Raw genomic sequence first — 24,151 nt, forward strand, 5'->3', positions numbered from 1 at the left:
ATTACAATCTATGCTATAATAGAGCTCATAACATCAGCGTTCCATCCTGTCACTTTCCGGAACGCTGTAAACAGGAGGAAATCAATATGGATATTAAAGAGGAAATCCACGCATTATCAGAAGAAATGCTCACAAATCTTGGCAGACTGGTTGCCATTGACTCCCAGCTCGGTACCCCTTCCGAGGGAAAGCCATTTGGTGAGGGCCCTGCAAAAGCCCTGGAAGAGGGACTGAAGATTGCCGAAGAACTTGGCTTTAAAACCGTAAACCTGGATAACTACTGCGGTTATGCCGAAATGGGTGAGGGCGATGAGATCGTCGGCATCGCCGGTCATCTGGATATCGTTCCTGTAGGCGGAGACTGGACCTACGATCCGTTCCGCCTTACCCGTGAAGACGATCATGTATACGGCCGCGGGACCACTGATGACAAAGGCCCTATCCTGGAAGCGCTCTATGCCATGAAGCTTCTCCGCGACCACGGCGTGAAGCTGAACAAAAGAGTCCGCCTGATCATGGGCTGCAACGAGGAAACAGGTTCCAAATGTATGGATCACTACAATCAGGTAGCCGAAGAGCTTTCCTGCGGTTTCACACCGGATGCCAGCTTCCCGTGTATCCACGGTGAAAAAGGTCAGCTTGCCATGATCGCCTGCTCAAAAAACACCCGGATCATCTCCATGAACGGCGGTTTTGTATCCAATGCAATGTGTGACACCTGTACAACCATTGTTCCCGATGAGGACGGTCTGAAGGAAAAGCTGGAATCCGCACTTTCCCGGACGAAGCTCCAGGAATATAAGGTAACCGAAGAAAATGGTGAGCTCACCATCTACGCCAAAGGTATTCCGGCTCATGCCAGCACTCCCCATCTCGGTGTCAATGCTGCAGGAGTAACCTTTGAATGTCTGGCAAAAGCAGGCTTTGAAGATGACTTTGTGGAATTCTATAACTCCCATATCGGCACTGCATGTGACGGCTCCGGCATTGGTCTGAAATTTGCAGATGAATACGGCGATCTGACGTTATGCAACGGAATCGTAAAAACAGAAAACGGTGTCATTTCCTGTACCATCGATATCCGTGTTCCGGTAACTCTTAATGAGACCGATATCCGCAAAATGTGCCAAGACAGACTGGAAGATAAAAACGGTCGTATTGAGATCACAAAGGTTGTTGCCCCGTTATTCTTCCCAAGAGAATCTCCGCTGGTAAATGCTCTTTACAAAGCTTACACAGATGTGACCGGCGATACCGAACACAAACCAATGGTCATCGGAGGCGGCACTTACGCAAAATCCCTCAAAAATATCATAGCCTTCGGACCTGAAAAAGAGGGAATTGACTACCGTATCCACGGAGCCGATGAATTTATCCTGGTCTCCGGCATGGAAGAAGCGGTACTGATCTATATGGAAGCGATCAAAAATATGCTTGCGATCTGAAATCAGGAGGACAAGACATGAGTACAAAAGCTGAACACGCTACAAAATTACACGAGAATGGCTGTAACTGTGCACAGGCAGTTGCCTGTTCTTTCTGCCAGGAATTTGGCATCGATGAAAACGAGATGTTCCGTATTGCCGAGGGCTTCGGCCTTGGAATGGGTGTCATGGAAATGTGCGGTGCTCTTTCCGGTATGGCTATGATCATCGGACTTTCCAACAGCCGCGGAAATACCGAAGAAGGTTCCGGCTCCAAAGGTGACACTTACAAAAAGCTCCGCACCTATATCCAGAAATTCAAAGAAAAAAACGGCTCCTGTATCTGCCGTGAATTAAAAGGTGTGGAGACAGGCAAGGTTCTCTGCAGCTGCCCGCAGTGTATCACAGATGCGGTTGCTCTTACAGAAGAATATCTTGCGGAAAACAGATAATCTCATAAAATAAAACAGCAGAATTGTATATTCCCTGTAATCCCGGGACATACAGCTCTGCTGTTTTCTGTTCCTATTCGCTTTTCACTGTCAGCTCCTTCACCCATCTGTATTTCTTATAATTCAGGTACACAGCCGGAATCTTTACAAATTCATCCAGACTGATGAGCTTTCTGGTAAAAATACCGGGGCTCTTTTATTTTCCATTTATTTTTGCCCACGCCTCTTCGTCAAACTTACGGTCTTTAAAGTAATATGGCTTGTCCGCATCTGTGATTTCACGGATCACACGGCAGGGATTCCCGGCTGCACATACATTGTCCGGAATGTCTTTTGTCACCACGCTTCCCGCACCGATCACAACGTTGTTTCCGATCTTTACCCCCGGAAGGACACAGCAGCTTCCGCCGATCCACACATTATCCCCGATCGTAACCGGAATTCCGTACTCAAATGCAGAATTCCGGCTCTCCGGATGGATGGGGTGTCCGGCTGTGTAAATACTTACATTTGGTCCAAACATTACGTTATCTCCTATGGTGATCTTTCCTACATCCAGCATCACACAGTGAGTGTTGGCATAAAAATTCTCTCCGACTTCGATATGGCTTCCGTATTCGCAGTGGAACGGCGGCTCAAAATATACATTTTTCTTATGTTTGATTCCTGCACGCTCCAGACACTCCATACCTTTTTCCGGTTCAAAGGGCATTTTTTGTTCTGTCCCCTTCCAACTCATCTCATTCATATCGTCTTCCGGAATTTCGCCGGTGACACTCCAAACTGCTCCCGAAACAGATGATAAAAGTGGCTCACATTGGAAAATCCGCAGCACTCACAGATATCCAGGATCTCCCGGTCTGTCTGTGCCAGAAGATAAACTGCATATTTCAGACGCTCCTGGTTGATATACTGGGTAGGCGTTTTCCCACAGATCTGTTTCAGTAGCCTGCAGAGATGGCTTGGAGAGCAGGGAGCCAACTCGCACATTTTTTCGTAGCCTTCCTGGAGATTTTCAATCTTTGACATATTTAAGAGAAGCTCTGACAACCAGGAAGGCATCTGATTCCAGGGATCCTTTTCATCATAAGTGAAGAAATAATCCTCCAGAAGAAGTGCAATGACACACTGTGCATGATATCTTGCGTGCCGAGGATGGCTACTGTTTACCAACTTTCCCGCAGTATCCATTGCATCCAGAACCTTGCGAAAATTTCCCCCTTCCAGATGTACATAGGCAGGCATCTCACCATTTATCAGTTTATCCATCTTTTCCTCCTGCTCCAGAAACAGGGAAACATTTCGGAGCACCTGGGTAGAAAAGCCCAGATTCCGGACGCAGAAATTCTCCGAATGATAAAAGTTATAGCTGTGCATATCATTGGGGCGTATAAAAAACAGATCCCCCTTTCTTACTGTCTGTACGGAATCATTGATCATATGATAGGCCGTACCCTCTGAAATAATAAAAAGTTCATAATGAGTATGAGTATGTATTGGCACATGCTTGTAAATATCCGAAATCGTATAGGAAAGTCCGGACTCTCTGTTCAGCGGATACTGTTCTTTTCCAAATACCGGTATTTCCATCTTCTCTTCTCCTCCCCACTTTCTGATATCAATATACTACAAAAATCTGACAGCTGTAAACAAGAAACATAGTGTAAATTGTGATATTCTTTTACCGCATTGAAGAAGATTTTTCGTTGAAGAAGATTTCTCATTGAAAAAATTTTCTCTGATGCAGAAACTTACTCTTTATTTTTTCAGGGAGGACTTATTATCATGTCATCATCCAAATCTCGATTTTTTAATCCGGCTGTTGTAGGCCTGATCATGCTCAGCTTTTTCCTGGGTACCAGTGAATATACTGTGATCGGTATCCTGCCGGAAATTGCGGACGGATTCGGAATTTCACTAACTCAGGCCGGAAGCATTGTATCTCTGTTTGCCTTTGCCTATGGCCTTGGCACTCCGTTTCTGGCTGCCTATGTGGGAAAATACAACCGTTTTCGTATTACCATGTTGGGAATCTCACTGTTTGCACTCTGCAACCTGATCTGTGCCATTGCTGTCAATTACATGGTATTTCTGGTGTTCCGTATTCTTACGGCTGTGGTTTCCGGCACTGTGGTCTCCATCTCCATGACTTATGCGGAAGATGTTGCTTCCATCCCGGAGCATATCCCAGGTGTGATCGCAGGTGTCTTTTCAGGCTTCAGCGTTGCTTCTGTTGTGGGTGTGCCTATCGCTTCCACTATCACGCAAACTTTTGGCTGGCGTGCGGCTTTTATCACGATCTTCGTGGCATCCCTGGCTCTGCTGGCGCTTCTGTTTGTGAAGCTGCCGCGGCAGAACCGGCTGAAGGCCGGAAGTATTCTGGAACAGTTTAAGCTTTTTCTGGACAAAAGGATCTCCATTGGTTGTGCCATCGTTTTCCTGGCAGGTGCCTCCACTTACTGTTTCTACACTTATCTGACACCGATTTTCCAGCAGGAGCTTCATATTCCGGATTCCATGCTGAGCCTTGCGCTTCTGATCTTCGGTATTGCAGCGATCACCAGCAATGTAAGCTCCGGTCAAGTGGCAAACAAAACCGGCATCCGCATGCTGCCCCTGATCTACGTCATCCAAACTGTATGTCTGCTGCTTCTGCCTATTGCCACCCATAATCTGATAAGCGGAGGACTGGTACTGTTTATCCTCGGTGTTGTGATGTATCTTCTGAACTCACCACTTCAGATGCATTTTTTGAAGATCGCTACCAGAGAGCATCCTGCCTGTGTAAACCTGGCATCTTCTTTGATCTCGGTTTTCTTTAACTTCGGTATTGCAGCCGGTTCTGCCATAGGTGGAGTGATCGTAAAATATGCCGGACTTCGTTTTGTAGGGATCGGCGGTGCAGTTCCCGGCATCGGAGCGTTCATCTGTGCGATGATCCTGCTTCAGATCATGAAGCCTGGTGCGGATATCCGGTAAATAAAAATACAGCCAGGAAATTATCCAGATCTTATATCTGATATTCCTGACTGTATTTTATTCTCTCAATATTCTTCTGTTACTGATATGGTTTTATTTTTTATATTCTTTCAGTCCTATAAACCGGTCTTTCCTGTTTTCTATTTCATCTCGATTTTAAACAGCCTGGCCGCTTTTTCCTGTGGCGTCTTCACTACAAGATTTCCATTTTCGATCTTATATCCGCACATCTCTTCCTTCGGATAGATCACAGATACTCTGCGGACCTGCTCTGCATTTTCCAGCGGGATCACTGCTTCTGTTGTTCCCGGTGTCCATACCGAAAGATAGGTATTCTTCTCTGCTTTCACTCCGTAAGCAAGAACTTCAGATTTCAGAGTTCCAAAACCAAGCGGGAAGAACGGCACGCCGTCACGGACTTCCTCACGGATCTCCTTATACAGGGAGATTCCCTCCTTCATACGGTTCATGGAATTTTCGCCCAGCTTCCATACCATACCGCTGATATATGGGCGAAGAAGCATACCATTTACTACATTGTAGATCACATGCTCTTCTTCATCCTCATACGGATATACCCACATACCACCCTGCTCCGGAGTTACCGCACTGGCTACATTGGCAGCGATATTGGCATTGTAGAGATAATCTGTCTGATCACTGGTAGACTGCAGGCTTAAGATCTTCAGCATACCATAATCCATACGCTGTCCGCCGGAACCGCAGTTCTCCACAACAAGCTCCGGATGATCCCGGAAGATTTCCTCATACCACTGGTGAAGACATTCATAATGCTCACGGATGGCATCTGCACAGCTGTCACTGTTCAGATCACTTCCATATCCCATGGTTACGTTATAGTCCACTTTAAAGTACTCTACACCGTAATCATTGATCAGCCTGTCTACTACATCACGGCAATATTTCCGTACCTCCGGATTGCGGAAATCCAGCATATAGCGTTTATTGTCAATGTGGCGTTTTCCATGACGGCAGACAAACCAGTCATCCGGAAGCTTGTTTGCCAGCTCGCAGGCAACTCCCATAACCTCGATTTCCAGCCAGAATCCCATTTTCAGGCCTTTACTGTGTGCATGATCGCAGACTTCTTTCAGACCATTGGGGAATCTTCCGGATGCTTCTTTCCATTCCCCGACACGGTCCCACCAGAATCCGTCGTCATACCAGCCTGCATCCAGGCAGTAATATTCGCATCCGAGCTCTGCTGCCTTGTCAATGATGGAAAGCTCCCGCTCCGTTGTAGGGTCTCCCATCAGGCAGTTCATGTAATCATTAAATACCACGTTCAGCTTCTCATCGTCCGTATTCGGTCTGCGTACTTTTCTCCGATATCTGGTCAGTGCCGCTGCTGCCGGATTCAGGCCACCTTTTACAACAGCTGCCCCTGCCGGAACGGTTGTAAAGCTTTCTCCCGGTTTCAGATTCTTATACCAGCCATGCTCCTGCTCTGTGGCGCCGCTTAAGGCAAGATACAGATTTCCGCCCTGTGCAGAGCCATATTCTGCCAGCCACTGTCCGGAGCTTTCAATCTGGAAAATATACGTCTCCCCTGTTTCTCTGTCCTCGGCAATTCCCATGGGAAGATACTCACAGGTAGACCAGGTGCCCTTTCCACTGTAACAATAACGGTTCAGGCCATATCCCTGATGATTGAAGCCATCTACGACCATTCCGTTTAAATTCAGCGTTTCTGCATCGTATTTCTGCCACTGTGCCTCACAGCACCAGCTGTTAAACGGCACATAGATATCTGTTTTTTTATAATAAGGCTTCTCGCCGCCTCTGGAGATTCCCTGATACATAAAAGAAGAAACATAGGTCAGCCCCTGATCCTCGCTTCCCTCGTTGATGATCTCTGTCCAGGTCTGTACTGCCGGCACTCCGTCAAACAGGCGCATATGATATACTGCCTTCAGCTTTTCCGGGGAAATCATTACGATCTCCAGCTCTTTTCCACCGGCCTGTGCCTTCAGCTCATGGTTCTCATAAACAAAATCCACAGAGGACTGATTGATGTTGTTTTTGTAGGCATGCATGTTTAAGCTTCCTGTGCCGCTTCTGTGGATCTCAACAGCCGGATAACAGATATCCTCCTTCGGCTCCATGACTGCTTTTTTTACTTCCTGTGAAGAAAAATCTGCCAGCTCTACCACGCCGTTTTCCCGGATACGAAACTGGATATCCAGGCCATTCTCATGTAATTCGATCATTTTCATGTTTTCATTTTTATAGCTCATAGAAAATACCCTCCGTTTTTCTGATTCTGATCACAGTATAGTATCTGTTTTTTTATAAGGTGACAGGTATCATCCCCTGAATATAAAAATGCAATATATTGTCGTATTTATTTTTGCGTGATATACTGTTTGCTGACAGTAAAGAGTACAGTCAGTCAGACATGTAGGGCGATTTAATCGAATATCTGCATCTGTCCGACTAGCAATTTACAGCTGAAATATTTACATTCCGCTTCGCAGCATACTCAGGAGGTTTTTTCATGCCAGATATTTTCCAGGACTCTTCCCGATATTTCCATATTTCTGCTTTTTATGCTCTCTCCCTGCCTTATTATCATATGGAGCATCACACACATTCCAGCTATGAGATCATGTATATCACCTCCGGTTCCTGCCGGGTTTTCTGCCTGGATGGCACACAGGACACGGAATTCCCACTGAAATCCGGACAGTTTATCTTTATCCGGCCGGATGTACCTCACAGGCTGGAGATTCCGGATGGTTTTCCCTGCTCGATCCTGAATCTGGAATTTTCCCTTACTCCCGAAAAAAGTCCGGTTGCTCTGGAGCTTCTCCTGAAAAAGGATCCCGGATTTTCCCGGTTCTGGAATTTTCTGGAAGCCTCCCAGGGCTTCTGCTCCGGCGCGGATTCCCGCAGCTTCGGATACAGCCTGAAGGATCTGCTCACCTTTTTACAACAAAATTCCGGTCAGATACAAAAGGAAGAATTTCTCTTCTTTCTTCTTTTCAGCCGCATGCTTACAGAGCTTGCATTCTGCGCCCGCTCCAGCCGGAGCCCCCATCGAATCGGCTATCTGAAAAAAGCGCTCCGCTATATTGACGAGCATTATCTGGAAGACATTGATATTCCTGCCATCTCCGCATATGCAGGGATCAACAAATCCTACCTGCAGGCGCTCTTTACAGAAAAAAACGGCTGCACCATCAATACCTATATCAACCGCAAGCGTATGGAACAGGCCTCCTTTCTTCTGTGCAACAGTACTCTGCACATTACGGATATTGCCTTTTCTTCCGGATACAACAGCCGGCAGCATTTTGCACATACCTTCGAAAAATTTTATCATATGAGCCCCTCCAGGTACCGAAGCCTTCATACCCGGCCTCTCCGTTCGGATACCCAAAAGAAACGCTATCATATGACTGACGGACTGATGTTGGAAAGCGAACCCTTTCCTCAGGAATAAAACTTACTTCATACACCTACACCTTCAGGCTGATACCTGCGATCCACGTCTGAGCAGCCTAAAAAAACGGCCAGGTACGAAGCTCATATCTCTTCGATAACCTGGCCGGCTTTTTATATTTATTGTCAAGCGGATATTCGCAATCCTGCAGGGAACTTACTTGATTCGGTTAAAACTTTTCTATGGAAGCAGATTCTGCATACTCTTCAGGCTGATCGCCAGTGTGGAGGTATTATGCAGAAGTGCGGATGAAGTCGGCTGCAGGATACCTGCAACGCCACAGGCGATAAGACCTGCGTTAAAGGTAATAATAAAACGGTAATTGCGTCTGATACGCTTCATCAGTGCATTGCTGATCTCTTTCAGAACAACAAGCTCCTGAAGATCATCTGCACCTACAGTAATATCTGCGATCTCCCTGGCAATTTCAGCACCATCACTGATGGCGATACCGACATTGGCTGCGGAAAGTGCCGGAGAATCATTGATTCCGTCACCTACCATGATAACCTTTCTTCCGGCTGCCTTTTCTTTTTCTATGAAGTTGGCCTTATCCTCCGGAAGTACCTCGGAATAATATTCGTCCACTCCCACACGTCTGGCAATGGCTGCTGCTGTACGCTCACTGTCCCCTGTCATCATAACGATCTTGGAAATCCCTGCCCCGCGCAGTGCTTCTACAGAAGCTTTCGCCTCCTCACGAAGAGGATCTTCAATACAGATCACGGCTGCAAGACGTCCGTCAATGGCAAGATACAGATGGGAATACTCTTCCGGAATATTGTCGAATTTCTCCTGGCCATCCTCCGGGATCAGACATTTCTCATCTTCAAATACAAAGTGATAGCTTCCGATCACGGCCTTATGGTCTTCGATCGTAGTGGAAATTCCATGCGCTACTACATATTCAACCTTTGAATGCATCTCCTCATGGGCCAGATGCTTCTTCCTGGCAGCACTGACAACGGCCTTGGCCATGGAGTGTGGAAAATGCTCCTCCAGACATGCGGCGATACGCAGCATCTCCTCCGGATCATTGTTGTCAAAAGGAACCACATCCACAACGGTTGGCTTAGCCTTTGTCAGAGTTCCTGTCTTATCAAATACGATGGTATCTGCCTCAGCCATTGCTTCCAAATATTTACCGCCCTTAACTGTAGCCTTATGTGTACCGGCCTCACGGATCGCAGACAATACAGAGATCGGCATTGCAAGCTTAAGCGCGCAGGAGAAATCCACCATCAGGATCGCAAGAGCCTTGTTGGCATTTCTGGTAAGGAGATATGTAAGTGCTGTTCCTCCAAGAGTATAGGGAACCAGCTTATCTGCCAGATGCTCTGCCTTTCCCTCCAGAGAAGATTTCAGCTTCTCAGACTCCTCGATCATGGTAACGATCTTGTCATAGCGGCTGGAACCACCTACCGTCTTTACGCGGATGGTGATCTCACCTTCCTCCACAACAGTGCCTGCATAGGCAACGCTGCCCTCTTTCTTGCATACAGGTACAGACTCACCGGTAAGAGAAGCCTGGTTGACCATAGCCTCTCCATCTGTAACACTTCCGTCAAAAGGAATTACGTTACCCATACGTACAACAACCTCATCTCCCGGCTGGACCTCTCCGGACTCTACCAGGATCTCCTGATCCTCTCTCTTCAGCCATACCCTGCCAACATTCAGGGACATGGTTCTTGCAAGATCACCTACGGATTTCTTATGCGTCCACTCTTCCAGGATCTCTCCGATCCCAAGCAGGAACATGATGGAGCCTGCAGTACCGAAGTCCTGACGTAATACAGACACTCCAATTGCAGTGGCATCCAGGACCGGCACCTCGATCTTACGGTGAAGAAGTGTATCGATTCCCTTCCAGATATATTTCAGGGAAGTAGCTGTTGTATAAATGGCATTCAGCGGATATGGCAGAAAAAGCCTTCTTCCGTAATGGCAGATCACCTTGAAGATCAGCTTCTCCTGATATTCTGCATTCAGTGCTCTCCCTGAGCTCTGCAGCACCTGTGAAGGAACCTCTACATCCTGATAATGAAATTCGCTGATACCACGGATAACCGCAGCTCTGCTGCCCCGATAATTTACAACTGCGTCACAGGTTCTCTCGTATACCTTGGCAGAAACCACTCCATCAAGATTCTCGAGATAATACAACAGCGTATCTGCCTGCCCGTAGCTCATCCTCTTCTGAGCAAGATGGATACGAAGCCGGCCTCTTGTCTCATGTTTGATATAAAATTTCACGGAAAATCGCCTCTTTACTCAGCTGTCTCTTCTGCTGCTTCTTCTGTCTCTTCTGCTGTTTCTTTGAATGCATCCTCATCTGCAGTTTCCTCTGCTTCTGTCTCAACATCCTCTACAGCCTCTTCAGCTGCTGCTCTTTCCTCATTGATCTCCTTAGCTTCAGCGTAAATATCTTCAGCATTTTCCTGCAGATTCGTAGCTGTTTTCATGATGCAGTCCTTAGCTCTTAAAACGGCTGCTGTACATCCTGTGTAAAGCTTCTTCGCATCCTTGCTTGTGAGGATCTTGATTCCTGCTGTTCCGAAAAGAACGCCTGCTGCAAAAAGTCCTGATTTTTTGAATTTAAAGTCTGCCATAATAAGTATCCTCCTGATATATTTTTATTTTTTTGATTCCCGGTGAGGATTTTTTCATGTCCGCCCCGATATTTTCATTATTATAAAATGTCTGTAAAAAAAAGTCCAGTGCTTTTTGTGTGAATTTAACACAATTCATTAATTTTTCAATTATTTTTGCCTAACAGTTAATTTTTACTAATAGTTTAATCTGCCTAATTCTTAGTCTGTACAAACCTCTTCTTTCCTATTATATTGTGCCATAGCTTTTCCATGCTCACCCGGCCTCATGAACAGGCAGCAGCGCCAGGGTACGGATATTCTGTTCACTGATCTCCCCGCAGGCCCGAAGTCCTGCAAGGATCACTTCATTAAGCTTCTGTCCGGACAGATGGCATATCGTATCATCATCCAGTTCTACTGTGCAGGCGCCTTTTGTGCTGCATGCCACGCGATACATATTCTTTCGGCTGATAGCACCGATGGATTCCAGCGTATTGACCATACGATATACTGTGGCCACACCGATCTTCGGATCCAGTGCGGAAGCCCTGTAATAGATTTCCTTACAGCAGGAGCACTCTCCCTCCAGGATAATATCCAGAAGGATCTTTCTCTGTCTGGTGATGCGGAGGCCCCTCTCTTTCAGTTTCTCTATAATAAGATCCCTCTGCATTTCTGTATGTCGGTAGCATCCTGTTTTTTTCTCTTCTGTTTCGGCTTCTGCAATATGCATTTTGATCCCTCCTTTATTGAAAAAACTTTTCTTTTATCTAATAAGTTAGTATACTCCAACTTAGGTTAGTTGTAAATAACTCATTTGAACTTTTTTTTACATATTGAGAATTCTGCCTGAATACCGTATAATGTTTCGTGAACCTGTACATAGGAAACCGTCGTTTTGACAAAATGACGAAAAATCCCCTTTCGTTTTTTCGTCAGAATAACAAGAAACTGCCGGAAACTTTGTACGATTCAGCTCTAGCCCTTTTCCTTCATTTTCGATATACTGTTAACCAGCAAAGGAAATTACGAAAAAACAATATATTAATTTTGGAGGGAAATAACAATGGCAAGTTTATCATTATCTCACATTAATAAAACTTATCCGAACGGCTTCCAGGCAGTTAAAGATTTCAACCTGGAGATCGAAGACAAAGAATTCATCATCTTCGTAGGACCATCCGGATGTGGAAAATCTACAACACTTCGTATGATCGCAGGTCTTGAGGAGATCAGCGGTGGTACACTTAAGATCGGTGACAAAGTCATGAACGATGTTGAGCCTAAGGACCGTGATATCGCAATGGTATTCCAGAACTACGCTCTATATCCTCATATGACCGTTTATGATAACATGGCATTCGGACTTAAACTTCGTAAAGTTCCGAAGGACCAGATCGACAAGGCTGTTCGTGAAGCAGCAAGAATCCTTGACCTTGACAAGCTTCTTGATCGTAAACCGAAGGCTCTTTCCGGTGGTCAGAGACAGCGAGTTGCTATGGGACGTGCTATCGTTCGTAATCCTAAGGTATTCCTTATGGATGAGCCTCTTTCCAACCTGGATGCTAAGCTTCGTGTACAGATGCGTATCGAGATCTCCAAGATCCATCAGAGACTTGGCGCTACTATCATCTATGTAACACATGACCAGACAGAGGCTATGACACTTGGTACCAGAATCGTTGTTATGAAAGACGGTGTTGTTCAGCAGGTTGATACACCACAGAACCTGTATCAGAAACCAGGCAACCTCTTCGTTGCAGGATTCATGGGATCTCCGCAGATGAACTTCCTTGATGCTGTTATCTCCGAGAAAGGCGGCAATGTAGTTGCTACGATCGGTGGTGAGCATGAGGTTATCGTTCCGGCAGCTAAAGCTAAAGTCCTGAAAGACAAAGGCTATGTTGGAAAGAAAGTTGTTCTTGGTATCCGTCCTGAGGATATCCATGATTCTCAGATGTTCCTTGAGACATCTCCAAGCAAACCAATGAACTCCGTAGTTAAAGTTTACGAGCTTCTTGGTGCTGAAGTATTCCTGTACTTCGATGTTGACGGAACTCAGGTTACAGCACGAGTTGATCCTCGTACAACAGCTAAGACCGGTGATCCGATCAGATTTGCATTCGATATGGAGAAAGCTCACTTCTTCGACAAAGAGACAGAGCTTACTATCACAAACTAATTCTCGCCGAATCATAAAAACAGAATGTAACCCCGGGGGATATGATTTCCCGGGGTTTCTTTTTATTTCACTAGTTTTATTTCACATCAGAAAGGACGCTTTTTATGAAAATACAGCAAACAATTCAAAAATGTCTGGATGACTGGAACCGGATCAGCGGTCTTGATTTCTGTATTCTGGATGAAAATGACCAGATATACATTTCCACAGGGGACCGTCGACTTCCTTCTTCTGAAAAGCTTGCTCTGTTCCGGGAGGATCCTGCCTTATGCATCTCCAACCGCAGCTGCAGTCTGTACAAGCTGAACAACACACCTCAAAGCAATATGCTTCTGATCGTATGGGGCTCCGGAGAGCAGGCTTCTACCATCGGAGAGCTTGCTGTCTGCCAGGTAGAAAGTCTCCTCACTGCCTATACGGAAAAAACAGACAAGAACTCCTTTATGCAGAATCTTCTCCTGGACCGCTATTCCCAGGTAGAAGCTTTTAACAAGGCTGCCCGTCTTCATATCACACCTTCTGCCCGCCGTGCGGTATTTCTTGTGGAAACCAAACAGCACAAGGACGAAAATGCCCTGGCTACCATCCGCAACATCTTTTCTGCCCGTACACGGGATTTTATCACTGCACTGGATGATTCCGGCATCATCGTAGTACGTGAGCTTCAGAGCACCGAAAGCTACGAAGAGCTGGATGGTATCGCCTGCATGCTGGTGGATATGCTCAATACAGAGGCCATGACCTCTGCCTGGGTTTCCTACAGCAATGTTGCAGATGATATCATGGAGCTTTCCGATGCCTACAAGGAAGCCCGCACTGCTCTGGAGGTCGGCAAGATCTTTTATGCTGACAAAAACGTTTTCGGTTACAACCGTCTGGGCATCGGACGTCTGATCTATCAGCTTCCCACTCAGGTCTGCAACATGTTCGTAGGCGAGATCTTCGGAGAAGAATCCCTGGAATCTATTGACGACGAGACTCTCAATATCATCCGGACTTTCTTTGAAAATAACCTGAACCTTTCTGAAACCTCCAGACAGCTCTATGTGCACCGGAATACTCTGGTGTACCGTTTTGAAAAGCTGCAGAAGCGTTTTGGCCTGGATATCCGTACCTTTGAGGATGCACTGGCCTTCAAGCTTGCCATGATGGTGTCCGATTACATCACCTATTCCGGAAATCACGGAAAATAGCTTCTGCTCGTAAAAATCCATCAAAAATGCTGGAACACAAAAAAATCCCGGAAACAGCAGATAATGTCTGTTTCCGGGGTTTTCTTTATTTCAGCAGCATCAGATGCTCCGGTGGAAGATACAGATATTCCGGAAGATCTTTATCCGGATCCTCCGTAAAACTGTTTTTTGGACGCATCCACCATAATCCGGCAGCATTCTCTTCCGCTTTATTTCGGATCATATACTGATGTTCAAATGTAGTTTCTATGTATTGGTCTACCCGTACTGCCATACAATTCTCACCCGGCTTTGATTCCGGGCGGATCCAGTGGCCGCGGATCCCTACGTAAGTAATGTCCTCATCTACGTTTTCTTCGGTATGGAGCTTCATTTTCCAGTCCGCCGCATAGATCTCGTGAGATCCCAGCCTCTCCGCTCTGGAAAAATTCTTACAGCCGGTAAGCTGTGCTGCCTCCAGAAGTCCCGGTTTCTCAAACAGCTGCTTTGTCTCCCCGGTCACAAGGATCCTGCCTTCATGTACAATGGAAAGCTCCCTGCAGAATTTATAGGCCTCATCTCTGCTGTGTGTCACAAGGATCATATCTCCCGGATAGTCTTTGAGGAAATCCTGCATCTCCCGCTGGAGCACATCCTTCAGGTAACCGTCCAGTGCGGAAAACGGCTCATCCAGAAGAATAGCTTCCGGCTCTCCGATCATCATTCTGGCCAGTGCCACTCTCTGCTGCTGTCCGCCGGAAAGCTGCGAAGGCAGGCGCTTCTCCAATCCTTCCAGATGATATCGCCGGATCAGATCTGCCACCTTCTCCCGGGCGGAGGATTTTTCTCCACGGTAACCGCAGCGGATGTTCTGTTCCACTGTCATGGTTGGGAACAGCGCATAATTCTGAAACAGATATCCGATCCGTCGCTTCTGGGGCTTCAGATCGATCCCTGCTTCAGAATCGAAGACTGTTTTTCCATTGATGACGATCCTTCCCTTATCCGGTGTTTCAATCCCTGCGATGCAGCGTAAGGTCATGCTTTTTCCGCTGCCGGAAGCGCCAAGAAGCCCAATGGCTGCCGAACTGCCTTCAAAATCCACCTTCAGGGAAAAATCCCGGAAGTTTTTTTCGATATTTACTTTGACTGCCATCAGATCCACCTTCTTGTTTTCATGCCTTTTCCGGATACGATATTGATCAGCGCTACGATCACAAAAGAGAGCAGCACGATCACAACGACCCAGAAGCCTGCAGTTCCATAGTTTCCGGCTGCTGTCTCTGATGCAATGGCAACAGAAACTGTTCTGGTTTTTCCAAGGATATTTCCGGCAAGCATGGAGGTTGCGCCATATTCTCCGATGGCACGTGCAAATGCCAGCACTGTTCCGGAGGCGATCCCCGGTCCTGCCGCAGGCATGACTACCCGCCAGAAGATCCGGCTGTCGCTCATCCCCAGAGTCTGGCCTGCATGGATAAGATTTATATCCACCTGTTCAAAAGCAGCCCGAGCATTGCGGTACATCAGCGGAAATGCGATCACTGCCGCTGCGGACACACAGCCCTTCCAGGTCTGCACGATCTTAATATCAAAATTATCCAGAAGAAAGCTTCCGAAGGGCCTTTTCAGACTGAAGATCAGTAGCAGAAAAAATCCAGCCACTGTAGGAGGAAGTACCAGCGGAAGAGTAAGGATTCCGTCCAGTACTGCTCTGGCTCCCGGCTTCAGCTTCATGATCTTCCGGGCACAGAATATTCCCAGGAAAAAAGCGATCACTGTGGCTGCCAGACCTGTTTTTAAGGAAATCCACAGAGGACTCCAGTTTATTTCTCTCAAAAATTCTGTCATATTCCATTCCTGTGCCGGCATTTACTGTGTTTCAGTATTTACTGCCGGTTTTCTACATCATACTCATTTGGATGTGCTGTCTGCAGAAGCTTCTGTGGCATCCTCGGAATCCTCAGCCTCATATGCTGTAAATCCATAGTCCTCAAATACCTTGATCGCTGCGTCAGACTCTACATAATCAAGAAAAGCCTCTGCTGCCCTGGTATCGTCTTCCGATGCTTCCTTGTCCTCGATAAGTCCCACAGGATAAAGAACCGGCGTCTTAAGGCTGTCTGCCGGCGCCTCTGCGATGATATCTACTTTATCAGTAACAGACGCAGCATCTGTCGCATATACAACACCAACCTCATTGCTTCCTTCACTGACTGCTGCAAGTACATCCGTTACATTCTTGCACTCGTTGATCTCCATTTTGTTTACATCATCCAGGATTCCAAGATTGCTAAAGATCTCACGGGAGTACTGTCCCACCGGAACATCCTCTCCTGCAAGCGCCATATCCGCAGCGTCTGTGATATTCTCGAATCCTGTTACCTTTGTCTCTCCGTCCTTTGGTCTGATCAGAACGACTTTGTTCTCAAGAAGATCCTTAACGGTGTCTTCCTTTGTCAGTTTTTCCTCTGTGAGGGCATCCATCTGCTTATCTGCTGCTGAAAAGAAAAGATCACAGCGTGCACCTTCCTCGATCTGTGTCTGCAGTGTACCTGAGCTGTCTGCACTGTAATAGATCGTTACATTCGGATAAAGCTCATTGAAATCCTTCTTGATCTCCTCCATGGAATTGCTGAGGCTGGCAGCAATAAATGCATAAACCTCTCCCTTCAGGTTCTCATCACCGTTCGCTTCTGTGTCCGCCGCAAAAACAGTTCCGGTCATAAGGCCTGCTGTTAAAATTCCCGCGGTAAGGGCTGCTAAGATTTTTTTCTTCATCTTTTGTTTCTATCCTTTTCCGTTTCGTTCAGTTTTGTTTAGTTTTGAATTGTTTTGTTTAATTTTACCGAAAGGAAAGTTTCTTGTCAAGCTATAAGGCATTGCTGTTTTTCTCTACAAGTGCTATCATAAATACATAGTTGACAAGCCAGGCGGATGTTCACGATCCGCTTCGTTTCTTATCATGAGTGGCTTGCAGCACTCCTGATACGGACAAATCCCACACAAGGTTCATTGCTCTGCACAACGGAAGCAGAGAACTTGCCTGATCCGGTTCATTCAATATTCAAGAAAAGGAGAATTACTTATGAAACTCAGTGCACGTAATCAGTTAAAAGGAAAAATCATCAACATCAACCAGGGAGCTGTAAATTCCATCGTTTCCATCGATATCGGTGGTGGAAATATCATTACTGCTACCATCTCCTGTGCGGCGGTGGAAGAACTTGGACTGAAAGCCGGCTCTGATGCTTACGCAGTAATTAAGGCAACCAATGTTATGGTAGGTATCGATGAATAAAGTCTACACAGCACAGGAAGTTGCAGATAAACTAAAGATCAAAAAATCCACAGTATATGACCTGATCAAACGTGGAGAGCTTTCCTCCTCCAAAGTCGGCAAACAGCTGCGGGTCAGCGAGGAACAGCTGTCTCAGTATCTTAAGGGTTCGGAATGTTCTGCGTCTTCTGCTCAGTCTTATGATCACCAGCCGGAGAGTTCTCTTTTGAAAAGGGATTATCTTCTGCATTCCAGTGGACTGATCATCAGCGGACAGGCTTCTCCGGCTCTGGATCTTCTCCTGAATCAGCTTCCCACACACCCGGACAATCTGCCGGTTCTGCAGTCTCACATGAACACCTACAACGGACTGTATTCTCTCTATTTTGAAAAAGTCCACATCGCCTGTGCATCCGCCTCACCGGAAGATATCCATAGCCTTATACCCGGTATCCCACTGACTGTGATCTCTCTGTGTCAGTATCCCGTCGGCTTCTATGTAAAAAAAGAAAATCCCAAGAATATCCGGGGATTTTCTGATCTTACAAGGGCAGATATTATTTTTGCGAACCGCGAAAAAGGAAGCAGCCGTCGTATCCTTCTTGACCGTACACTTCTGTCTTCCGAAATTTCACCGGATTCCATATCCGGATATCGAAATGAGCTTGTTACCGATCACTCCACGGCTGCTGCAGTGGCTGGCGGACAGGCAGACATAGCTCTTGGCGAGGCCTGTGTAGCGAGAAGCTTTCCGGAGCTGGATTTTCTTCCTGTTTGCCAGGAATCACTCTTCCTGGTTATGCAGACCAAAAATCTGAGCACCCCCGGCTTTCAGGCCGTAGCGGAAACCATTGCCTCCGAACCTTTCCGCCGGTTCCTGTCCCTCCAGACCGGATATGATACAAGCCATACAGGAGAAATATTTTCTATCTGAGCCTGTTTCTACACAATAAAAATCCTGAATGCTAATATCTATCAGAAGCCCGGACATCTATTCTGTCCGGTAAAAAAGATATTTATCAGAATTCAGGATTTTTTATATTTTTACATAATCTGTTCTGCTTTCACGCAGATGTTCTGGATCAGGCGATTGTATCCGCTTACCTTTTTCAGCCATTCCAGCGCTATGGACACTGCCAGTGAAGCCAGCAGAAGCGTCAGTGTATTGGTCAGAAAATATCCACTCACATACACAAAAGAATATTGTCTTATAAATGTATGTATCAGAAATATATTCATGGAATGTTTTCCGAGGAACAATAAAATCTGTCGCACTCCCGGAAGGACATTAATAAATTCGCAGCAAAATGCCATAAATACAATTGGATACACACCCCAGTGGATCTCACTGTATACCGTCAGCGGCAAAATTCTGTACGCTTTATACAAAATAAACACCGCAAGAAGCTCCAGAAGAAATTTGAAAACATGCTTCATTCCAGCATTCCATATCTTAAACCATCGGTTAAACAGATCATACTTGGCTACACACATTCCCATGAGAAATACCGGTAAAAATGCATAAATACCCGTAATTCCCATAACCTTCATGGAAATTGTCCGTGGAAATGCCGCAACAGCCACAAGAATAAATACCAGATATTCTTCCTTTATCATAAACAGTGGCACGCAGATGATAAAAATGATCGCCGCGCTCATATACCACCAGGTTCCGTTCAGAGTAGAAGTTCCGAAAAGTTTCGCCAGGCCCAAAAAATCCAGCACCATTGCGCTAACACCTTTGGCAATATTTCCGTTTCCGAAATATCTGGTCACGGCATAGCCGTTATAAAGCTGTAAGATCACAACAGAAAGCCCCCATATGATCCAGAACCCTCCCATTGTTTTTATCAGTCTTTTGGCTGTCCACTTGCCAGGTGTAGAATTATTTTTTCTGTAACTGAGATACAGTCCGTATCCGGAAATAAATGCATAGATCGGTACACAGATCTTAAATGTTCTGCACAGATACATGATCCGATCTGCTGAAAACGGAGTGAAAACAACATTCAGCCCCTCAAATCTTTCTTGACTCAGATACATATGATGGAACAGCATCATAACAATGGCAATACCCTTTATCATCTGAGAATTATATCTATCGAACTTTATTGCCTGCTTTCCTTCCAAAATCCAACCTCCATATTACCGATTCTCGATGATCCTCTCATAAACTCGTTTGGAACAGTTACGGTCATTAAATGCAAAGGTCTCATCCATTCGTTTCCGATATTCCTCTTTCATCTGACAGCTGTCTGCTATATATTCGATGATCCGGTCCACAGTTCCGTCCAGTGTATGCTCCACCTCTCCGAAGCCATCTCTCTCATAGTCAAAGTATCCCTCTGTGTAGGAATGCGCGCCACTGAAAAAGCTGTCTCTGTCAAACTGGGAGTATACGATGGGTTTTCTCAAATATGCAAAATCAAAGGCAACCGAAGAATAGTCCGTGATCATCAGATCTGTCTGGGCAAAAATGTCCTTGTAGGAATAAGACGAATCCATAAATTTTACCCGTGGATCATGACGGAACATATGCAGACCGTCAATGGTATTTGGGTGAGGCATGAAGCAGATGGTATATCCGTATTTCTCTGCCGCTCCCAGAAGTCTTTCGTTGTTGAGAAGATCATCATAAAAATGGAAATATTCGCTTTCCTGAAATTTTTGTCCAAGCTGCCATACCCCTCTGGCATCGGTTCCTGAGGAAAGGCTTTTGCGCCAGGTAGGCATCACCGTCACATACTTGCGCTCATCATGAACCAGGCGGTCATAACGCGGCATTCCCGTAAGCCAGATATTTTTTTCCGGATAAAAATAGTCATAGGTAAAGGCAGAATCATATTCCGGCTTTGTGCTGACGATAAATCCGAAAAGATTACGGTTGTATTTGTTCAGCCACTTGGACTGGTTGTCTTTGGTCACACCATGCTGCAAAAATACCAGCTTTTTGTCATAGATGATATCGCGGTACAGATACTCCAGCTTTCCAAAAGGATTGATCACCGGTTTGTTAGCCTGGGAGGACAGTGAAAATTCATTCAGCAGGAACAGAAGCTTATGCTTCCAGGAGAAAGGCTCCACAACCTTTCCAAGCTTCTTCATTTCCACATAATCCTGTGTATCCTTGTTGACTACAAAGTACGGCTCCACCGAAGGGTCCGGATTGGCGCAGAGATAGCGGAACATCACTTCGCCGTTGTCATCTCCGCGTGTTGTACGATCGGAGATCAGCCAGATCTGCTTTTTCTGCTTCGCCTTCTGCATCTCGTGGAGCTTACGCACGAGAACTGCCTTTTTTCCGGCCTTTCCCTGGGAAAATATTGCTTTGGTGCGTTTTTTCTTCAGCTGTTTCTCTCTGCTCTGGCTGTATGGCTCTACCGTTACTTCATACTGATGGCCCAGAACCTTTGCATCTTCCTGATCCTCTCCACGGATCGTCTTGACTTTTTCGTTAAGATACAGAAGCTTATCCTCTATATGAAGAAAAAGCGGCAGCTTCTTTGTAAATGGCACATATTTTCCGTAGGAAATATTGTACATTTTATTTACCTGTCCATCGGTGCCTGTGCCCCAGCTGATAAACTCCCGGATCTCAGAAAGCGGGATGTCCACGATATACAGCTTCTCAATGGCACTTTCTTCTCTGCACCAGCCGGTTCTTTCCAGTGTATATTTCCATCTGGCTTCATAGGTATTCCCACCAGTCATCATATATGCACGGTTTGTCCTGCTCACAGGCTCCACAATGGAAAATTCACAGTGCATCTGGTCTTTTTCCGGCTGGAATATCTTGACACGGAGATTGTCATATATGGGATTCAGGATCGTGTCTGCCTGATCCGGAAATTTTTTGCATATATCCGGATAATATTTCCGGAGAAGATATACTTTGTTTGCCCTGCTGATATGAGGATTGGACATCACGATCTCCGGAAACTCCATCTGCTTCAGGAAGCTTTCGATGCCTTCCTCATATCTGCACTTTTTCTCTTCATCAAGCTCCTCGTTATCAAATATGATATCAGCTATTTTTGCGCTGTAATACAGCAGCACGTAATCTGCATTTTTTTCATGAACAGGATTTTCTTTTATTCTGCAGTCTGCGATCTTTCGGAAAAATTCCTGATAAAATACCTCCAGCTGGTCGCGATCCTGCAGCATATTCTTCCATTCATCCACCATAAGATGGTCTGCAAATATCTGCACATAGATATCTTCCCCTGAAGTCACTCCCAGACTCCGACAGCTTACAACGGACTGATATACCATGATCATCACATCCAGATACCAGATCTCCGGGCGGATTTCGGATACCCATTTCACCTGATCTGCGGCAAATGTGTAGGCGGCATACAGCTGATGCAGAAGATATACATTGTTATCCAGCGTTGTTTTTTCTGTGAAAAGGTCACAGTAATTATTATGCTCCCGCACATGGATATTTTCTTTTCCACGAATCTTTGTTATGACAACATCTCTGTTTTCTTCCTCAAAGCAGCGTCTGACCTCTACACTGGATTTTGCGGAAAAACGGATTCCAGCTTTTGCAAAAACAACATAGCTTCCGGCCACCTTATCCTTCAGCTCCGCCACAAGATCTCCGCATTCCAGTCCGTCAATATATATAAGATCCCTGTCATCCAGCATCTCCCGGAAACGGGAATCCTCCGGATTGAACTCTCCGTAGATCTTATCCAGCTCTTCGGCCTTGAGCTCTTTCTCCTTTTCTCCGGCTTCTTCCAGTTCCCGCATGTCCTGTTCATCAGGGATATCCATATCTCCTGCTGTGCGTACTGCAAGGATCTGTACCGTTCCTTCCGCTGTGACCTCACGTACATTTTTAAAGGTCCTATAAAGCTTTGCGGTGTCTTTTGCAAAAACAACTACTGAAAATTCATACTCCCTGTTCATATTGCTCCTTTTGTATCCTTACATTAAAATTTTTTCTCTTTCAGCCTTCTTTTCAGTTTGTCCGGTATTTGAGCATTGGCTATATATTCATAGATTCGTTTGCTGTTGTCATTGTCCCTGTAGGGAAGAAGCTCATCTCTTCTTCCTGAAAATTCCGGTTTTTCACGGAATCCGTTCCTCGCATATTCTCCGATAAGATCTACCAGCTGGTTCTGATCCCATGCCAGATCTCCGAAAACATCTTTTTTGTAGTCCATATAGCTTCCCTGGACTTTCTCATAGGTTTCCAGATCAAAGGGATAAAATATTACCGGTTTTTCCTGATAGTAGACATCCCAGGAAACAGAAGAATAATCGGTGATCAGCATATGACAGCTCATCAGAAGCTGATTCAGCGGCATAGTCCCAAATGGGATCAGACGGATATGCCTGTCTTCCACCTGAAAGCTCCGGATATGTTCCCGGAATTTCGGATGGATATAAAAGTTCAGCGTGATATTTTCCTTTTCCAGAAGAGTCTTAAGCCGCTCATCCTGCAGAAATGCTTTATAACGCTGATAGTATTCACTTTTTTGGAACTGGTCCTCGCTGATATCCTCCAGCCAGCTTCTCCATGTGGGCATCAGAAGGATCTCTTTATGAGCCGGATCCGACTTATCCTCCAGCACATCCCATCTGGAAAGCCCCGTGATGATGATCTCTTCATTATCGTATCCGAAATAATCATGAATGATCTTCTGCTCATAGCCTGAGGACACCACAAACAGTGCCATCTGATTGCCTCCGCCTTTATGGAAGGTCCTGTGGCATTGCTTAAAGCCCATCACACCATGCTGGAGAAATACGATGTTCTTCCGTGCCTGATACAGAACCTTGTAGATGCTGTTGGGCGAATCCCAGATGTAAAAATGCCGGATCGCATCGGTGGATATCAGGTACTGGGCAGCGCTGAGATAGATCATATACTTAAATGACATGAACTGGATCACATTGGCATCATACTCTTTTACAGCCTGATAATCCGGACATTTTTTATCTATTACATAAAAAATCCGACTTCTGTCCTTCTCCGGTGCATGCTCCATACAGTACCGGAAAAAATAGAGGCCGTTATCCTGTGCCATTGTACAGTATTTCTCGCAGATCAGCCATAATTTCTTATGATCCCAGTAAGGTTTCAGGATAAAATAGCAGAATAATGCAAGAAATTCTTTTGCTATAAATGCATAGCTGTCATATTTCGGATCATATTTCCGGTATTGGATGGTAAACTGCCTTGCTCCATTGACAAAGGGATAAACCATATGCCCATCCCCGGTTCTGGTCCATCTCGGAAAAAGGATCAGCTTAAGTTTAAGCTTTGAACTTAAGCCTCCCAGGATCGCATCCTCATAATTTCCTTTTCCTTCTTTATCCACAGATGCCACCACATCCCAGAATGCGGTTTCCATCGGATACTGTTCTACATTGATCTGTGCATGGTACACGATCGTATTTCCTTTTTTTGCTGTCTGCATTTCAAAAGGAAAGCTTGTATCCAGCACTGCATTTCGCTGTTTCAGCTTCAGGGAACGGATCCTTCCCCTGGATCCTTCCAGCTCAAAACAGATCTTTATGGTTCCTTTTGTCAGCGAAAATTTTCTGGTTTTTACCCTGATCTCCGCCGGAGCTTCCATTAACTGCTGCAA

The 24,151-nt window shown here is 45.7% G+C and carries 20 protein-coding genes; 8 read left to right on the forward strand and 12 right to left on the reverse strand.

The window, feature by feature from the left end; genetic code table 11:
- The first annotated feature begins 86 nt into the window (after positions 1 to 86).
- Both V9W66_RS05625 and V9W66_RS05630 read left to right on the forward strand, forming a co-directional pair.
- Complete coding sequence (locus tag V9W66_RS05625; protein ID WP_144094733.1) at positions 87 to 1,445, forward strand: M20 family metallopeptidase; 1,359 nt, start codon at positions 87 to 89, stop codon at positions 1,443 to 1,445.
- 17 nt (positions 1,446 to 1,462) lie between these two features.
- Positions 1,463 to 1,876 carry a C-GCAxxG-C-C family protein gene (locus V9W66_RS05630; protein ID WP_022426236.1) on the forward strand — a complete coding sequence of 138 codons (414 nt, stop codon included), beginning with the start codon at positions 1,463 to 1,465 and terminating at the stop codon, positions 1,874 to 1,876.
- 196 nt (positions 1,877 to 2,072) lie between these two features.
- Here V9W66_RS05630 and V9W66_RS05635 read toward each other — a convergent pair whose 3' ends face one another.
- Together V9W66_RS05635 and V9W66_RS05640 are read right to left on the reverse strand one after the other, a co-directional pair.
- On the reverse strand, positions 2,073 to 2,564 hold the full coding sequence (locus V9W66_RS05635; protein WP_243121786.1) for a sugar O-acetyltransferase: 492 nt from the start codon (positions 2,562 to 2,564) through the stop codon (positions 2,073 to 2,075).
- Positions 2,565 to 2,620: 56 nt separating this feature from the next.
- Entirely contained in the window at positions 2,621 to 3,466 is an 846-nt protein-coding gene (locus tag V9W66_RS05640) for an AraC family transcriptional regulator (protein ID WP_144100514.1), read from the reverse strand.
- A gap of 195 nt (positions 3,467 to 3,661) precedes the next feature.
- On the opposite strand from V9W66_RS05640, the gene V9W66_RS05645 reads away from it, so the two are divergent.
- Complete coding sequence (locus V9W66_RS05645) at positions 3,662 to 4,855, forward strand: MFS transporter (protein WP_144094741.1); 1,194 nt, start codon at positions 3,662 to 3,664, stop codon at positions 4,853 to 4,855.
- 140 nt (positions 4,856 to 4,995) lie between these two features.
- Here V9W66_RS05645 and V9W66_RS05650 read toward each other — a convergent pair whose 3' ends face one another.
- Positions 4,996 to 7,113, reverse strand: a complete 2,118-nt coding sequence (locus V9W66_RS05650; RefSeq protein ID WP_144094743.1) for a glycoside hydrolase family 36 protein — start codon at positions 7,111 to 7,113, stop codon at positions 4,996 to 4,998.
- 260 nt (positions 7,114 to 7,373) lie between these two features.
- Between V9W66_RS05650 and V9W66_RS05655 the strand changes: the two genes are divergently transcribed.
- Positions 7,374 to 8,321, forward strand: a complete 948-nt coding sequence (locus V9W66_RS05655) for an AraC family transcriptional regulator (protein WP_144094745.1) — start codon at positions 7,374 to 7,376, stop codon at positions 8,319 to 8,321.
- 180 nt (positions 8,322 to 8,501) lie between these two features.
- On the opposite strand, the gene V9W66_RS05660 is transcribed toward V9W66_RS05655, so the two are convergent.
- From V9W66_RS05660 to V9W66_RS05670, 3 genes are all read right to left on the reverse strand, one after another.
- Entirely contained in the window at positions 8,502 to 10,577 is a 2,076-nt protein-coding gene (locus V9W66_RS05660) for a heavy metal translocating P-type ATPase (RefSeq protein ID WP_144094747.1), read from the reverse strand.
- Between the two features lie 14 nt (positions 10,578 to 10,591).
- Positions 10,592 to 10,933, reverse strand: coding sequence for a DUF6110 family protein (locus V9W66_RS05665; RefSeq protein ID WP_110102788.1), 342 nt, complete (start codon positions 10,931 to 10,933; stop codon positions 10,592 to 10,594).
- A gap of 256 nt (positions 10,934 to 11,189) precedes the next feature.
- Positions 11,190 to 11,648 carry a transcriptional repressor gene (locus V9W66_RS05670; RefSeq protein WP_144094749.1) on the reverse strand — a complete coding sequence of 153 codons (459 nt, stop codon included), beginning with the start codon at positions 11,646 to 11,648 and terminating at the stop codon, positions 11,190 to 11,192.
- A gap of 333 nt (positions 11,649 to 11,981) precedes the next feature.
- On the opposite strand from V9W66_RS05670, the gene V9W66_RS05675 reads away from it, so the two are divergent.
- Together V9W66_RS05675 and V9W66_RS05680 are read left to right on the forward strand one after the other, a co-directional pair.
- On the forward strand, positions 11,982 to 13,097 hold the full coding sequence (locus V9W66_RS05675; RefSeq protein WP_015527387.1) for an ABC transporter ATP-binding protein: 1,116 nt from the start codon (positions 11,982 to 11,984) through the stop codon (positions 13,095 to 13,097).
- Positions 13,098 to 13,201: 104 nt separating this feature from the next.
- On the forward strand, positions 13,202 to 14,290 hold the full coding sequence (locus tag V9W66_RS05680; RefSeq protein WP_144094751.1) for a PucR family transcriptional regulator: 1,089 nt from the start codon (positions 13,202 to 13,204) through the stop codon (positions 14,288 to 14,290).
- Between the two features lie 85 nt (positions 14,291 to 14,375).
- Here the strand turns inward: V9W66_RS05680 and V9W66_RS05685 are convergent, their stop codons facing one another.
- From V9W66_RS05685 to modA, 3 genes are all read right to left on the reverse strand, one after another.
- Positions 14,376 to 15,425: a sulfate/molybdate ABC transporter ATP-binding protein gene (locus V9W66_RS05685; protein WP_144094753.1), complete on the reverse strand. Its 1,050-nt coding sequence runs from the start codon at positions 15,423 to 15,425 to the stop codon at positions 14,376 to 14,378.
- Positions 15,425 to 16,120, reverse strand: coding sequence for a molybdate ABC transporter permease subunit (modB, locus tag V9W66_RS05690; protein ID WP_144094756.1), 696 nt, complete (start codon positions 16,118 to 16,120; stop codon positions 15,425 to 15,427). Before modB ends, V9W66_RS05685 begins: the two co-directional genes overlap by 1 nt.
- A 63-nt stretch (positions 16,121 to 16,183) precedes the next feature.
- Positions 16,184 to 17,050, reverse strand: coding sequence for a molybdate ABC transporter substrate-binding protein (gene modA / locus V9W66_RS05695; protein WP_144094758.1), 867 nt, complete (start codon positions 17,048 to 17,050; stop codon positions 16,184 to 16,186).
- A 307-nt stretch (positions 17,051 to 17,357) separates the two neighbouring features.
- On the opposite strand from modA, the gene V9W66_RS05700 reads away from it, so the two are divergent.
- Positions 17,358 to 17,570, forward strand: coding sequence for a TOBE domain-containing protein (locus V9W66_RS05700; protein ID WP_144094760.1), 213 nt, complete (start codon positions 17,358 to 17,360; stop codon positions 17,568 to 17,570).
- Positions 17,563 to 18,483, forward strand: a complete 921-nt coding sequence (locus V9W66_RS05705) for a substrate-binding domain-containing protein (RefSeq protein WP_144094762.1) — start codon at positions 17,563 to 17,565, stop codon at positions 18,481 to 18,483. The genes V9W66_RS05700 and V9W66_RS05705 overlap by 8 nt, the downstream gene beginning before the upstream one ends.
- Before the next feature lie 110 nt (positions 18,484 to 18,593).
- Here V9W66_RS05705 and V9W66_RS05710 read toward each other — a convergent pair whose 3' ends face one another.
- From V9W66_RS05710 to V9W66_RS05720, 3 genes are read right to left on the reverse strand one after another with little or no spacing between them, the layout of a single operon-like run.
- The gene (locus tag V9W66_RS05710; RefSeq protein ID WP_144094764.1) at positions 18,594 to 19,679 is read right to left on the reverse strand and encodes an acyltransferase family protein; all 1,086 of its coding nucleotides are present in this window, start codon (positions 19,677 to 19,679) and stop codon (positions 18,594 to 18,596) included.
- Positions 19,680 to 19,694: 15 nt separating this feature from the next.
- Positions 19,695 to 22,463 (reverse strand): CDP-glycerol glycerophosphotransferase family protein, encoded by a 2,769-nt coding sequence (locus tag V9W66_RS05715; RefSeq protein WP_144094766.1) that lies wholly within the window; start codon positions 22,461 to 22,463, stop codon positions 19,695 to 19,697.
- Positions 22,464 to 22,486: 23 nt separating this feature from the next.
- Complete coding sequence (locus tag V9W66_RS05720) at positions 22,487 to 24,151, reverse strand: CDP-glycerol glycerophosphotransferase family protein (protein ID WP_144094769.1); 1,665 nt, start codon at positions 24,149 to 24,151, stop codon at positions 22,487 to 22,489.

It is taken from the genome of Blautia massiliensis (ex Durand et al. 2017), assembly GCF_051861785.1.
Taxonomy (GTDB): domain Bacteria; phylum Bacillota; class Clostridia; order Lachnospirales; family Lachnospiraceae; genus Blautia_A; species Blautia_A luti_A.

Bases quoted from the DNA above. Each gene is read 5' to 3' on its own strand.
- V9W66_RS05685 (WP_144094753.1), bottom strand. From the start codon at position 15,425: ATGGCAGTCAAAGTAAATATCGAAAAAAACTTCCGGGATTTTTCCCTG.
- modA (WP_144094758.1), bottom strand. From the start codon at position 17,050: ATGAAGAAAAAAATCTTAGCAGCCCTTACCGCGGGAATTTTAACAGCA.
- V9W66_RS05625 (WP_144094733.1), top strand. From the start codon at position 87: ATGGATATTAAAGAGGAAATCCACGCATTATCAGAAGAAATGCTCACA.
- modB (WP_144094756.1), bottom strand. From the start codon at position 16,120: ATGACAGAATTTTTGAGAGAAATAAACTGGAGTCCTCTGTGGATTTCC.
- V9W66_RS05630 (WP_022426236.1), top strand. From the start codon at position 1,463: ATGAGTACAAAAGCTGAACACGCTACAAAATTACACGAGAATGGCTGT.
- V9W66_RS05655 (WP_144094745.1), top strand. From the start codon at position 7,374: ATGCCAGATATTTTCCAGGACTCTTCCCGATATTTCCATATTTCTGCT.
- V9W66_RS05675 (WP_015527387.1), top strand. From the start codon at position 11,982: ATGGCAAGTTTATCATTATCTCACATTAATAAAACTTATCCGAACGGC.
- V9W66_RS05645 (WP_144094741.1), top strand. From the start codon at position 3,662: ATGTCATCATCCAAATCTCGATTTTTTAATCCGGCTGTTGTAGGCCTG.
- V9W66_RS05665 (WP_110102788.1), bottom strand. From the start codon at position 10,933: ATGGCAGACTTTAAATTCAAAAAATCAGGACTTTTTGCAGCAGGCGTT.
- V9W66_RS05715 (WP_144094766.1), bottom strand. From the start codon at position 22,463: ATGAACAGGGAGTATGAATTTTCAGTAGTTGTTTTTGCAAAAGACACC.
- V9W66_RS05705 (WP_144094762.1), top strand. From the start codon at position 17,563: ATGAATAAAGTCTACACAGCACAGGAAGTTGCAGATAAACTAAAGATC.
- V9W66_RS05635 (WP_243121786.1), bottom strand. From the start codon at position 2,564: ATGGAGTGTCTGGAGCGTGCAGGAATCAAACATAAGAAAAATGTATAT.
- V9W66_RS05650 (WP_144094743.1), bottom strand. From the start codon at position 7,113: ATGAGCTATAAAAATGAAAACATGAAAATGATCGAATTACATGAGAAT.
- V9W66_RS05670 (WP_144094749.1), bottom strand. From the start codon at position 11,648: ATGCATATTGCAGAAGCCGAAACAGAAGAGAAAAAAACAGGATGCTAC.
- V9W66_RS05680 (WP_144094751.1), top strand. From the start codon at position 13,202: ATGAAAATACAGCAAACAATTCAAAAATGTCTGGATGACTGGAACCGG.
- V9W66_RS05640 (WP_144100514.1), bottom strand. From the start codon at position 3,466: ATGGAAATACCGGTATTTGGAAAAGAACAGTATCCGCTGAACAGAGAG.
- V9W66_RS05700 (WP_144094760.1), top strand. From the start codon at position 17,358: ATGAAACTCAGTGCACGTAATCAGTTAAAAGGAAAAATCATCAACATC.